Genomic DNA, 12,859 nt, shown 5'->3' with positions numbered 1-12,859 from the left:
GGCTACGGAGACTTGGGTCGCGCTTCTTCAGCGCGGCCCTGGTCGTCGTCGGTGAGGGTCTTCCTTTTTTACGAGCGTCGAGAATCAGAAGAAAAAGACCCTCACCCAACCCTCTCCCGCAAAAGCGGGAGAGGGCTTTGAAGGCTTGCATTCAGTCCATCGTCAGCACGATCTTCCCGATATGATCCCCCGCCTCCATCCGCGCATGCGCAGCGGGGGCTTCGGCGAGCGGGAAGCTGCGGTCGAGGATCGGCTTTAGCCGGCCCGCTTCGACATGCGGCCACACCGTGCGGTGGAGTTCGTCGGCGACGAGGCTCTTGAACGCCGAATCGCGCGGACGCAGCGTCGATCCGGTCAGCGTCAGGCGGCGGCGCATGATGTCGAAGATCGGGATGGTGGCGGTCGCCCCGCCCTGCACCGCGATCGACACGTGCCGACCGTCTTCGGCCAGGCATTGGAGGTTGCGCGGCAAATAGTCGCCGCCGACCATGTCGAGCACGACCGCGCAGCCCTGGCCGTCGGTGATTTTGGCGACCCGTTCGACGAAATCCTCGGTCTTGTAATTGATCGCATGCGCCGCGCCGAGTTTCAGCGCCGAGGCGCATTTGTCGTCGGAGCCCGCGGTGATGATCACGCTCAGCCCGAAGATCGCGCCGAGGCTGATCGCCATCGTCCCGATCCCGCTCGTCCCGCCATGCACCAGCACGGTGTCGCCTTCGGTCGCATAGCCACGCTCGAACAAATTGGTCCACACGGTGAAGAGCGTTTCGGGCAAAGCCGCTGCCTCGATCATCGACAAGGCATGCGGCACGGGCAGCACTTGCCCCGCCGCAACCGCGACATATTCGGCATAGCCGCCACCCGCGAGCAAGGCGCAGACGGGCTGCCCCATCAGCTCGAAATCGACGTCAGCGCCTTGCGCGACGACGATTCCCGACACCTCGAGCCCCGGGATCGACGGCGCGCCCGGCGGCGGCGCGTAGCCGCCCTTGCGCTGGAGCACGTCGGGCCGGTTGACCCCGGCCGCGGCCACACGGATCAGCACCTCATCGGGACGCAGCGTCGGAACGGGCCGTTCGACCACGCGCAGGACTTCGGGTCCGCCCGGACCATCGGGGTCGATTGCGCGCATGGTATCCGGAATTCCGTCCATCGATCTTATGCCCCGTTTTGCCTGCGCGCCTTATTGACATGGCCGCTCGCCGGGTCAACGATCCCGCAATGGACTTGGACGAGATTCTCCCGAAACGCGCGGGCGATCCGCTCGCGGCGCTGCTCGCGCAGGACCTCGACCCGTTGTCGGTCGCGGAACTTGAGGCGCGGGTTGCCGCGCTGCAAACCGAGATCGCGCGCACAACCGCGAAGATGGAACACGCCGCCAGCCATCGCGTTGAAGCCGATAATCTGTTCAAGTCTTGATGCCAGACTGCCCTCCCATCCGCTATAAGATGGCAGTAAGGGCGGCGAACGATTTTCAAGTGCTTGCAGTGGCGGATACGCCTTCCAACATAGGCGCAAAGGGCTGCGCTTTCGCCGCAGCCCGCAAGGAGTGAAGACCTGATGCCATCCTTTGCCTCCGCGCTTGAAACCACGCTTCACAAGGCGTTGGAAGCCGCGTCGTCACGTCGCCACGAATATGCGACGCTCGAACACTTGCTGCTGGCGCTGATCGATGACGAGCATGCCTCGAAGGTGATGCAGTCGTGCAACGTCGATACCGCCGAGCTGACCGCGACCGTCAAACATTATCTCGATACCGAGCTCGAAGCCTTGAAGGTCGATGCGGCGACCGATCCCTCGCCGACCAGCGGCTTCCAGCGCGTCGTCCAGCGCGCGATCCTGCACGTCCAGTCGTCGGGCCGCGACGAAGTGACCGGCGCGAACGTGCTCGTCGCTCTGTTCAGCGAGCGCGAGAGCTATGCCGTCTATTTCCTGCAGCAGCAGGACATGAGCCGGCTCGATGCGGTGAGCTTCATCAGCCACGGCGTCGGCAAGGGCGGCGCGGCACCCGAAGCGTCAACTCCCAAGGGCGTCGAGGAAGAGAAGCCGCAAAAGCCCGGCGAGAAGGGCAAGAGCGAGTCTGCGCTCAAGCAGTTCTGCGTCGATCTCAACGAGAAGGCCAAGAAGGGCAAGGTCGATCCGCTGATCGGTCGCGGCCCCGAGGTCGATCGCACCGTGCAGATCCTGTGCCGTCGTTCGAAGAACAACCCGCTTTATGTCGGCGATCCCGGTGTCGGGAAAACCGCGATCGCGGAAGGCCTCGCGCGGAAAATCGTCGAGGGGAATGTTCCCGAGGTGCTGCTGCCGGCGGTGATTTACTCGCTCGACATGGGCGCGCTGCTGGCCGGCACGCGCTATCGCGGTGACTTCGAGGAACGCCTCAAGGCGGTCGTCACCGAGCTCGAGAAGATGCCCGATGCGATCCTGTTCATCGACGAGATCCACACCGTGATCGGTGCCGGCGCGACCAGCGGCGGGGCGATGGACGCGTCGAACCTGTTGAAGCCGGCGCTGTCGGGCGGGACGATCCGCTGCATCGGCTCGACGACGTACAAGGAGTTCCGCAACCACTTCGAGAAGGACCGCGCGCTGCTGCGGCGCTTCCAGAAGATCGACGTCAACGAGCCGACGATCGAGGACACGATCAAGATCCTCGCGGGCCTGCGCTCGGCGTTCGAGGACCATCACAAGGTCAAGTACACCCCCGACGCGATCAAGTCGGCGGTGGAGCTCAGCGCGCGCTACATCAACGACCGCAAGCTGCCCGACAAGGCGATCGACGTGATCGACGAAGTCGGCGCGATGCAGATGCTGGTGCCGCTCGCCAAGCGCAAGAAGACGATCACGTCGCGCGAGATCGAACAGGTCATCGCGACGATGGCGCGCATCCCGCCAAAGTCGGTCTCGACCGACGACACCAAGGCGCTCGAATCGCTCGAGACCGATCTCAAGCGCGTGGTGTTCGGGCAGAATGCGGCGATCGAGAAGCTAGCGTCGGCGATCAAACTGTCGCGCGCTGGCTTGCGCGATCCCGAGAAGCCGATCGGCAACTATCTGTTCACCGGCCCCACCGGCGTCGGCAAGACCGAAGTCGCCAAGCAGCTCGCGACGATCATGGGGATTCCGCTCCAGCGGTTCGACATGTCCGAATATATGGAACGCCACTCGGTCTCGCGGCTGATCGGTGCGCCGCCGGGCTATGTCGGGTTCGACCAGGGCGGTTTGCTCACCGATGCGATCGACCAGCAGCCGCATTCGGTGCTGTTGCTCGACGAGATCGAGAAGGCGCATCCCGATTTGTTCAACATCCTGTTGCAGGTGATGGACAACGGTCGCCTGACCGACCAGCACGGCAAGACGGTCGACTTCCGCAACGTCATCCTGATTATGACGACCAATGCGGGTGCCAGCGACATGGCGCGCGAAACGCTCGGCTTCGGCAACCTCACCCGTGAGGGCGAGGACGAGCAGGCGGTGCAGAAGATGTTCACGCCCGAGTTCCGCAACCGCCTCGATGCGATCGTGCCGTTCGGCTATCTGCCGACCGAAGTGGTCGCGCGCGTGGTCGACAAGTTCATCCTGCAGCTCGAGCTGCAGCTGGCCGACCGCAACGTGCACATCAAGCTCGACGACGAATCGAAGACGTGGCTCACCACCAAGGGCTATGACAAGCTCTACGGTGCCCGCCCGATGGGCCGTTTGATCCAGGAAAAGATCAAGCAGCCGCTCGCCGAGGAATTGCTGTTCGGCAAGCTGGTCCATGGCGGCGAGGTGACGGTCAAGCTGAAGGACAACGCGCTTGCGTTCGAGATCACTTCGGCCCCACCCAAGAAGCCCAAGAAGAAGCCAGTGAGCCGCACCGACAAGGACACGACCACGGTAAAGTGACCGATATGACCGCTGGGTGCGAACACCGCGTTCGCGCCCGGCGGTCCTGTTTGCCGTAGAGACCGCTGGCCCGGCAATCGAGATTGCGCCCAACCGCAATCCCTCCAGCCGCAATCCCTTCCGCCGCAATCCCTCCCGTCGCATTAACGGTCTTTTCGTCAAAGGCGCTCTATGGCGCCGCTATGCAAAGTGCGCCGCACTACCGTCTTTTGAGCCTTGTCGCCGCTTTTCTGCTGGCACTTGGCTGGTCGTGCCCCGTCACTGCGCAGACCGACCGATCCGGCCAGCCGGTCTCTGTCTGTGTCGTCCGCGCCCACCCTGGGATGACGCCGCAGTCGCTGTTCGTCGGCACGACACGCTTCGACTGCAATCCGCAACAGACGACGCTTGGCGGCGGCGATTATTGGGTCCGCTCGGTTCCGGTGCAGCGATCGGGTCCGGTCGAAATCCGCGTCGCCAGCCTGTGGCAGCGCGCCGTGACGCTCTACGCGCTCTACGCCGATGGCACGATCGTATCGCAACGGCTCGATCAACAAGGCACGATGCGGCATATCCAGCTCGGCGCGATCGTCGGCCAGCCGCTGCCCGCGCGCGGTGCACCGCTGGTTCGATTGCTCTGGCATGTCGAAGGTGCTGCCAATCTGCGCGGCATCCTGCGCGATGCGCGGATCGCGACGCCTGAACAAGCCGTGCGATCGAACCTGCTGCTGGCCGCGCTGTATGGCGGGTTCGCCGGCCTGTGCATCGCGCTGTTCACCTATAATCTGGCGCTGTGGGCGACGCTGCGACATCGATTCCAGCTTGCGTATTGCGCGATGGTGCTAGGCTTGTTGTGCTACGCCATTTCCTCGTCGGGCGCGCTCGCCTGGGCTTGGCCCGAGCTTGCCAATAACGACCGGATGCGCATCAACTACCTTACGCTCGGCGTATCGGCGGTGGCGGCCCTGCTGTTTGCGCGGACCTTTTTCGAGCCGCGCGTCTTTGCAGGCGGGCTGGGGCGACTGTTCACCGTTGCCGCCGCGACGATGCTCGCGGCGACGCTCGGCTATGCGCTGTTCGGGCCGAGCAATGTCTGGCTGCTCGACCGCTGCTTCACCTTGGCGTTTGCCGGCCAATTGCTTGTCGTCGGGCCGATGCTGTGGCGCGCGTGGCGGACACGGAGCAACTATCTGTGGCTGTTCGCACTCGCCTGGGGCGCGCCCGTATTCGTCGCCTGCTTCCGCGTGGCGAGCGGGCTCAGCCTGATCCAGTGGAACTTCTGGATCGACAATTCGACGATCGTGATGATGACGCTCGAAGCCTTGCTGTCGAGCTTTGCGATTGCCTATCGCGTGCGCGTGCTCAGTCTCGAGCGCGATGCCGCGCGCGAGGGCGAGCTCGCCGCGCTGTTGCTCGCCGAGATCGATCCGCTGACCGGCCTGCTCAACCGCCGTGCCTTTCTGGCGGCCGCGATCGGGCGCACGGGCGAGCAAATGCTGCTCATCCTCGATCTCGACCATTTCAAGCTGATCAACGAAACGATCGGCCATGACGGCGGCGACGACGTGCTCCGCGCGGTCGCGCGCACGCTGCAACTGTCGGTTCCCGAGGCGGCGCTCGTCGCGCGGATCGGCGGCGAGGAATTTGCGATCGTGCTTCCCGCCGACACCCCGATCGAACCCCGCGACATTCTCGACCGATTGCGCGCGACGCGGATGCCGTACGACGTCGCGGTGACCGCGAGCATCGGCAAATGCATTGGCCCATTGCAGCGTGAAGTCGATTGGAAGGCGCTCTACGGCGCCGCCGACCGGGCCTTGTACGACGCCAAGAGCGCCGGGCGCGATCGCGCGCGGATCCGCGCGCTGCCCGACCGCATCGCCGCGTGAGACGCCTTGCCGCGAATCGGCACTGAGCGTACAAGCGCAGCCCAAGGGGATATGCTGTGCGCAACCGTCGCATCATGGTCGGGTTCGTCGCAGTCGTCGCGCTGATCGCGGTGGCGCGCCATCCGAGCGCCGATATCCAGATCCTCACCCATGATTCAACCGACCCCGCGCCGCATCGGATGAAGGCCGCGATCGATCTCGGTCTCGTCGGCATCTCGGTGCTGGTGACCTGGACGGGAAACCATTTGTAATCCGCTGACTATCCGAGGACGGCGCCGGTGGGTTGCCGGGAACGGAAGGCTTGCTTACACACGTGTCAATGAGCGATCCTGAAGCCGTTTGGCACGAATCCTATCGTCACCCCACTGCCTGGGACAGCGTCTATCCGCCGCTTTCGGTGGTGGATATGTTCGATCAATCGGCCGCCAGCGCGGGCAAGGCGCCGCTGATCGATTTTCTCGGGCGGCATTACAGCTATGCCGAGACGCTCGACGGCGCCAATCGCGTCGCGGCGGGGTTGCAGGCGCTGGGCTATGGTCCGGGCGACCGGATCGGGCTGTTCCTGCCCAATGCGCCGCATTACCTCGCGGCCTATTACGGCATCCTCAAGCTCGGCGCGACGGTGGTCAATTTCTCGCCGCTCTACACCGTTGCCGAGCTCGCACATCAAGTCGAGGATTCGGGGACGCGCGTGCTGTTCACGCTGTCGGCCAGCGCGCTGCTCCCGACCGCGCTGAAAGTGCTCGAGACCAGCCAGCTCGAGCGGCTGATCGTCGGGTCGATCGCGGGTGCGCTGCCCGCCTCGAAATCGATCCTCTACCGGCTGTTCAAGCGCAAGGAAGTCACGCCGCGCCCGAACGATCCGCGCATCCTGAGCTTTTCGGGGCTGATCGCCAATGACGGCAAGCACGCACCCGCGACGATCGATCCGATGACCGACGTCGCGTTGATCCAATATACCGGTGGTACCACCGGCACCCCCAAGGGCGCGATGCTGACGCACCAAAATCTGTCGGCCAATGCGCGGCAGGTAATGGGGATCGACCCGCACCCGAACGAACCCGACCGTATTCTCGGCGTGCTGCCGCTGTTCCACGTCTTCGCCAATACCTGCGTGCTCAACCGTACCGTGCTCAACCGCGGATGCATCGTGATGCTGCCGCGCTTCGAGGCTGGCGCGGTGCTCGGCGCGATCACGCGGACCAAGGCGACCGCGCTTCCGGGCGTGCCGACGATGTACCAGGCGCTGCTCGACCATCCCGACATCACCAAGACCGATTTCTCGTCGTTGCGCGTCTGCATCTCGGGCGGCGCACCGCTCGCCGCCGAGTTGAAGGCGAAGTTCGAGGCGGCGACCGGGGCGACCGTGGTCGAGGGCTATGGCCTGTCGGAAAGCTCGGGCGTGCTTTCGGCCAATCCGTACGAGCGGCCCGGCAAGACCGGCAGCATCGGCCAGCCGATCCCGTCGACGCATCTGCGGCTCGTCGACAAGGCCGATCCGACCCAGCCCCCGCCCCCCGGCGAGCCGGGCGAGATCGTCGCGATGGGGCCGCAGATCATGAAGGGCTATTGGAACCGGCCCGACGCCGATGGCGAAGTGTTCGTCACCAATGCCGCAGGGCGCTGGCTGCGCACCGGCGATGTCGGCACGATCGACGAAGACGGCTTCGTGCGGATCGTCGACCGGTTGAAGGACATGCTGTCGGTATCGGGCTTCAAGGTCTTCCCGAGCCAGATCGAGGCGATCCTGCACCATCATCCCGCGGTCAAGGAGGCGATGGTGATCGGCCTCCCCGATCCGTATCGCGGCGAGCAACCGCGTGCCTATGTCACGGTCAACGAGGAGGTCGCGGCGACCGGCGCGGAGTTGCGCGACTGGCTCAACCCGCAGCTCGGGCGGCACGAGCGCGTCGACGACGTGGTGATCCGCCTGACGATGCCCAAGACGATGATCGGCAAGCTCAGTCGCAAGGATCTGATCGCAGAAGTGATGGCGGAGGCGCCGGCCGTATGACCGCTTCCCCGCCCGTCATTCCCAAGAAACCGGGTGTCTGGCTTTCTTGGGAATAGCGGAGTGGCTGCGCACCGTATGACAGTTGCGTGAAGGTCAACGATTCCGATTGTAACAATCTGTCTGCATAGACCCAAGACCAGTATGGCTTCGGGGTTGTCGACGATGGACGCTGTGACCAAGATCGCAATGAATGGTCTGTCGGGCGGCACGATCGCCGATCTGGCAGACTTCGCGCACTCGCAACCGTCGATCCCCGAGCGGACGATCAGCGAGCGTCGGCGCTATCGCACGATCTGGATCTCCGACATCCATCTCGGCACGCGCGGCTGCAATGCCGATCTGCTGATCGACTTTCTCGACCATGTCGACAGTGAGACGCTCTATCTCGTCGGCGACATCATCGACGGCTGGCGGCTCAAGAAGAAATTCTACTGGCCCGCCGCACATAACGACGTCGTGTGGCGCCTGCTCAAGCGCGCCAAGCGGGGCGCGCATGTCGTGTACATTCCCGGCAATCACGACGAAGTCGTCCGCCAGTTCTGCGGGCTCGATTTCGGCGGCATCGCGATCCGCCGCAACGCGGTGCATGAAACCGCCGACGGGCGTCGGTTGTTGGTGCTGCATGGCGACGAATTCGATGCAATCACCCTCGCGCACCGCTGGCTGGCGCATGTCGGCGATGTGGCGTACGAATTCATGATGGCGCTCAATCGCTGGGTGAACGCCTATCGCCGCGCCTTCAGCCTGCCCTATTGGTCGCTGTCGAAGCATGCCAAGGCCAAGGTCAAGAACGCGGTGCAGTTCATTTCGAATTACGAAGAAATCGTCGCGCAGGCGGCTGGCGCGCGTGGTGTCGACGGGGTCGTTTGCGGCCATATCCACACCGCCGAGTTCCGTGATATCAACGGCATTGCCTATTATAACGACGGCGACTGGGTGGAAGGCTGCACGGCCTTGGTCGAGCATTTCGACGGGAGAATGGAATTGCTGCACTGGGCCGACGAGATTGCCGCGCGGGAAACGTCCCGGCCGACGGCGCAGATCGAGATGTTGGCGGCCTGACCCGCGTGCGGATCGCCATCGCCACCGATGCATGGAGCCCCCAGGTCAACGGGGTCGTGCGCACCTTGCAAGCGGTGCGTGCCGAACTCGAGCGCCAGGGCCATGAGGTGCTGATCGTCTCGCCCGATCTGTTCTATTCGATGCCCTGCCCGACCTATCCCGAGATCCGCCTGGCCTTTGCCAGCACCGCGAGCGTCGGCAAGATGCTCGCCGATTTCGCACCCAACGCGATCCATCTCGCGACCGAGGGACCGGTCTGCCTTGCCGCGCGGCGCTGGTGCCTGACGCGCGGGTTTCCCTTCACCACCGCGTATCACACGCAGTTCCCCGATTACGTCTCGGCGCGGACCGGCGTGGATCCCGAATGGGTGTGGCGCTACATTCGCTGGTTCCACTGGCCCGCCCAGTCGATCCTCGCCTCGACGCCGTCGATCGCGGCGACGCTCAAGTCGCATGACCTCACCAAGATCCGCCATTGGGGCCGCGGCGTCGATCTCGGGACGTTTGGTCCGCAAGTCGCCCCGCTTGCAGCGATCGAAGCGCTCAAGGCGACGAGCGGCGGGCCGATCCAGCTCTATGTCGGGCGCGTCGCGGTCGAGAAGAATATCGAGGCGTTCCTCACCGCCAAGCATCCCGGCACTAAGGTGATCGTCGGCGACGGCCCGGCACGCGCCACGCTCGTCGCGCGCTACCCCGACGCGCATTTCCTCGGGCCATTGTTCGGCGCCGATCTCGCCGGCGCCTATGCCGCCGCCGACGTCTTCGTTTTCCCAAGCCGCACCGACACGTTCGGCCTGGTGATGATCGAAGCGCTCGCCAGCGGCACGCCCGTCGCGGCCTACCCAGTGACCGGGCCGGTCGATGTGCTCACCCCGCATGTCGGCGCGATGGACGAGGATCTCGACACCGCGATCGCCACCGCGCTCACCCGCGACCGCGGGGCGTGTGCCGCTTATGGCCAGACCTTTACCTGGGAAGCGAGCGCACGCCAGTTCCTCGGCGCGCTCGTTCCCGTGGAGCATCCCGAGGCGATCGCGGCTTGAGCGACTAGCGACGATGCGGTAAATTGTGGCGCTGCTGTTGGAGGTCGCACGATGGACGTACCTGTTGGGCCGCATTGGGAAAGCTTCGTCGAGACAAGTGTCGCCGAGGGCCGCTATGCGTCCGCGGTCGATGTCGTGAACGAAGGTCTGCGGTTGGTCGAAGAGCGCGATGCGAAGATCAAGGCGCTGCGCGAGACGCTGCAGGCGTCGATCGCCGAGAATGTCTGGCACTCTGCCGACGACGTATTTCGCAGGCTCCATGAAGATCTCGATGCTTGGGAGCGCGAGCGCGGCTGATGCGCCGCCTCAAAATGAGTCAGGCGGCGCAGCGCGACCTTAAGGCCATCGCGCGCTACATCGCAGATTAGAGCGGCAGCGACATCGCGCGCGGCTTGATAGACGGGGTGCGCGAGCATTGCGACCGCATCGCCGCGCTTCCCGGTTCGCTCGGGACTGCGCGGCCGGAGTTGGGCACAGACCTGCGCAGTACGCCGCATAGTCGCTACATCATCTATTTTCGCTACACCGAGGACGCGCTGGAAGTCATCAACGTGCGAGACGCGCGTCGGGATGCCGTCGCATATCTCGCCGAGCTCGAAGCCGATCTCTAACCGACCGCAACCGCGCTTGCCCTCCCCTGCCATTCGCTCTACATTGCATGTCAGCATAAGTGGCCGCTCCGAAAGGGGCGGCCCTTTCCGTTTTTGAGGAGTATCCCGTGGCCCAGCCGCTCATGCCGCACGCGACCGCCGCCTGGCTCGTCGACAATACCGCGCTCAGCTTCGAGCAGATCGCCGAATTTTGCGGCCTGCACATCCTCGAGGTCCAGGCGATCGCCGATGACACCGCCGCGACCAAGCTGACCGGCCGCGACCCGATCCGCGCGCACGAGCTGACGCAGGACGAGATCGACAAAGGGCAGGCCGATCCGGAGTACACGCTCAAGATCCTCAAGGGGCCCGAGCAGGTCCGCCGCACCAAGGGGCCGCGCTACACGCCGGTGTCGAAGCGGTCGGACAAGCCCGACGGCATTTCGTGGATCATCCGCAACCATCCCGAGATCAGCGACGGCGCGATCGGCCTGCTGATCGGCACGACGCGCACGACGATCGCGGCGATCCGCGACCGCAGCCACTGGAATATCGCCAACATCACCCCGAAGGATCCGGTGACGCTCGGCCTGACGACGCAACGCGAGCTCGATGCGGCGGTCGCCAAGGCCGCCAAGGCGGCTGGCCTCGAAGCTCCGGTCGACACGCGGCTCGAGGGTGACCGCGAAGCGCTGATCACCGAGCTGCGCGCGCAGCGCGACCAGCTCGCGCGCGACGCCGAAGCCGCCGAGAATGGCGAAGTCGTCGCCCCGCGCGCCGAGCCGACCGCCGAGACGCTGTTCAAGCGCTGATGTAATCTGTCACCCCCGCGAAAGCGGGGGTCCCGCTTCTACCGCCGGCCCGGAGAAGAAGCGGGATTCCCGCTTTTGCGGGAATGGCGGCAGAAGGGGTCCGGGAAGTAAGATGACCCAGCCTCCTCGCTTCGATTTCACCATCCACGCCACCGACGGCAAGGCGCGGACCGGCGAAATCGCGATGCGCCGCGGCACGATCCGCACGCCGGCGTTCATGCCCGTCGGCACCGCCGCGACGGTCAAGGGCGTCAAGCCCGCCGACGTCCGCGCAACCGGCGCCGACATCCTGCTCGGCAACACCTATCACTTGATGCTCCGCCCCGGCGCCGAACGCGTCGCGCGATTGGGGGGCTTGCACGATTTCATGGGCTGGGACCGCCCGATCCTCACCGATAGCGGCGGCTATCAGGTGATGAGCCTGTCCGACCTGACCAAGCGCGACGAGAATGGCGTGACCTTCAAGTCGCATCTCGACGGCTCGCGCCACACGCTCAGCCCGGAGCGCTCGATCGAAATCCAGCGGCTGCTCGGCTCGGACATCGTGATGGCGTTCGACGAGTTGGTGCCGACGACCTCGACGCCCGAAGTGCAGGCAGCCGCAATGGCGCGCTCGATGCGCTGGGCCAAGCGCTCGCGCGATGCGTTCGACGGCGGCGGCGCGCATGCCGAGGGCGCGGCGATCTTCGGCATCCAGCAAGGTGCGCTCGACCAGACGCTGCGCGGCGACAGCGCGGCGGCACTGATCGACATCGGGTTCGACGGCTATGCGGTCGGCGGGCTCGCGGTCGGCGAAGGGCAGGAGGCGATGTTCGCGTGTCTCGACTTCGCGCCGGGCCAGCTCCCCGTCGACAAGCCGCGCTACCTGATGGGCGTCGGCAAGCCGACCGACATCGTCGGCGCGGTCGAGCGCGGGATCGACATGTTCGATTGCGTGCTGCCGACGCGGTCGGGGCGGACGGGCCAGGCGTTCACGCGGCACGGCCCGATCAACATCCGCAACGCGAAATTCGCCGAGGACCAGGGGCCGCTCGATCCCGCGTGCGGCTGCCCGACCTGCCAGCATCCCGAGCACGGTGGGAGCCGCGCCTATCTGCACCATTTGGTCCGATCCGGGGAAATCCTCGGCGCGATGTTGATGACCGAGCACAATCTGTGGTTCTATCAGGCGATGATGGCCGACCTGAGGGCAGCAATCGCGGCGGGGCGGCTCAAAGCCTTCGCCGATGCGTTCCGACAGGCGTATGAGAGCCACGCAGAGAGGGTGTAATGTCCAAGATCAACGAAATCGAAGCCGCCGCGCTCGAACACAAGCGCGTCCGTGATGCCGCCGAAGCGAAGGGTGAGAAGCACGGCAACTGGCCGGTCGCGCCGATCGCGATCGGGGTGGGTGTCGGATCGGCCGCACTGGCGGCGGCGCTGCTCTACGTGAACCGCTCGAAGAAGCCGTAAGCCCTGTCACCCCGGCCTTGTGCCGGGGTGCACCGTGCCGCGTGGTCACCGTGCGATCATCGAACGCTGCGCAAGCATCGGAGTGGCCCCCGGCACACGGCCGGGGTGACGATGTATCGGGTGGTGTGCC

Annotated in this window: 13 protein-coding genes; 12 read left to right on the top strand and 1 reads right to left on the bottom strand. The window is 65.1% G+C overall.

Annotation, left to right across the window (positions count from 1 at the left end; translation table 11 throughout):
* Positions 1 to 151 precede the first annotated feature (151 nt).
* Positions 152 to 1,132 carry an NAD(P)H-quinone oxidoreductase gene (locus ACP7C5_RS01365; protein ID WP_322160638.1) on the bottom strand — a complete coding sequence of 327 codons (981 nt, stop codon included), beginning with the start codon at positions 1,130 to 1,132 and terminating at the stop codon, positions 152 to 154.
* Positions 1,133 to 1,221: 89 nt separating this feature from the next.
* On the opposite strand from ACP7C5_RS01365, the gene ACP7C5_RS01360 reads away from it, so the two are divergent.
* The 12 genes from ACP7C5_RS01360 to ACP7C5_RS01305 all read left to right on the top strand — a co-directional run bounded on the left by ACP7C5_RS01360 (position 1,222) and on the right by ACP7C5_RS01305 (position 12,729).
* The gene (locus tag ACP7C5_RS01360) at positions 1,222 to 1,419 is read left to right on the top strand and encodes a DUF1192 domain-containing protein (protein WP_133190251.1); all 198 of its coding nucleotides are present in this window, start codon (positions 1,222 to 1,224) and stop codon (positions 1,417 to 1,419) included.
* Positions 1,420 to 1,560: 141 nt separating this feature from the next.
* Complete coding sequence (gene clpA / locus ACP7C5_RS01355; RefSeq protein ID WP_133190253.1) at positions 1,561 to 3,888, top strand: ATP-dependent Clp protease ATP-binding subunit ClpA; 2,328 nt, start codon at positions 1,561 to 1,563, stop codon at positions 3,886 to 3,888.
* Positions 3,889 to 4,070: 182 nt separating this feature from the next.
* Positions 4,071 to 5,756, top strand: coding sequence for a diguanylate cyclase domain-containing protein (locus tag ACP7C5_RS01350; RefSeq protein WP_426262922.1), 1,686 nt, complete (start codon positions 4,071 to 4,073; stop codon positions 5,754 to 5,756).
* 56 nt (positions 5,757 to 5,812) lie between these two features.
* Positions 5,813 to 6,007 (top strand): hypothetical protein, encoded by a 195-nt coding sequence (locus ACP7C5_RS01345; protein WP_133190257.1) that lies wholly within the window; start codon positions 5,813 to 5,815, stop codon positions 6,005 to 6,007.
* A gap of 68 nt (positions 6,008 to 6,075) precedes the next feature.
* A complete protein-coding gene (locus tag ACP7C5_RS01340) occupies positions 6,076 to 7,770 on the top strand; it encodes an AMP-binding protein (RefSeq protein ID WP_426262921.1) in 1,695 nt (564 codons plus the stop codon).
* Positions 7,771 to 7,932: 162 nt separating this feature from the next.
* Positions 7,933 to 8,832 (top strand): UDP-2,3-diacylglucosamine diphosphatase, encoded by a 900-nt coding sequence (locus ACP7C5_RS01335; protein WP_426262920.1) that lies wholly within the window; start codon positions 7,933 to 7,935, stop codon positions 8,830 to 8,832.
* A gap of 5 nt (positions 8,833 to 8,837) precedes the next feature.
* Positions 8,838 to 9,875: a glycosyltransferase family 4 protein gene (locus ACP7C5_RS01330; RefSeq protein ID WP_426262919.1), complete on the top strand. Its 1,038-nt coding sequence runs from the start codon at positions 8,838 to 8,840 to the stop codon at positions 9,873 to 9,875.
* Positions 9,876 to 9,926: 51 nt separating this feature from the next.
* Complete coding sequence (locus ACP7C5_RS01325) at positions 9,927 to 10,172, top strand: type II toxin-antitoxin system ParD family antitoxin (protein WP_189677149.1); 246 nt, start codon at positions 9,927 to 9,929, stop codon at positions 10,170 to 10,172.
* A gap of 95 nt (positions 10,173 to 10,267) precedes the next feature.
* Complete coding sequence (locus ACP7C5_RS01320; RefSeq protein ID WP_426262918.1) at positions 10,268 to 10,486, top strand: type II toxin-antitoxin system RelE/ParE family toxin; 219 nt, start codon at positions 10,268 to 10,270, stop codon at positions 10,484 to 10,486.
* Positions 10,487 to 10,593: 107 nt separating this feature from the next.
* Positions 10,594 to 11,277 carry a DUF1013 domain-containing protein gene (locus ACP7C5_RS01315; RefSeq protein WP_133190267.1) on the top strand — a complete coding sequence of 228 codons (684 nt, stop codon included), beginning with the start codon at positions 10,594 to 10,596 and terminating at the stop codon, positions 11,275 to 11,277.
* A 112-nt stretch (positions 11,278 to 11,389) separates the two neighbouring features.
* Complete coding sequence (gene tgt / locus ACP7C5_RS01310; protein WP_426262917.1) at positions 11,390 to 12,547, top strand: tRNA guanosine(34) transglycosylase Tgt; 1,158 nt, start codon at positions 11,390 to 11,392, stop codon at positions 12,545 to 12,547.
* A complete protein-coding gene (locus ACP7C5_RS01305; RefSeq protein ID WP_133190271.1) occupies positions 12,547 to 12,729 on the top strand; it encodes a hypothetical protein in 183 nt (60 codons plus the stop codon). The genes tgt and ACP7C5_RS01305 overlap by 1 nt, the downstream gene beginning before the upstream one ends.
* Positions 12,730 to 12,859: the final 130 nt, after the last annotated feature.

The organism is Sphingomonas sp. PWP1-2, assembly GCF_049898305.1.
Classification (GTDB): Bacteria; Pseudomonadota; Alphaproteobacteria; order Sphingomonadales; family Sphingomonadaceae; genus Sphingomonas; species Sphingomonas glacialis.
This window is presented reverse-complemented; position numbering and strand designations above follow the sequence as displayed.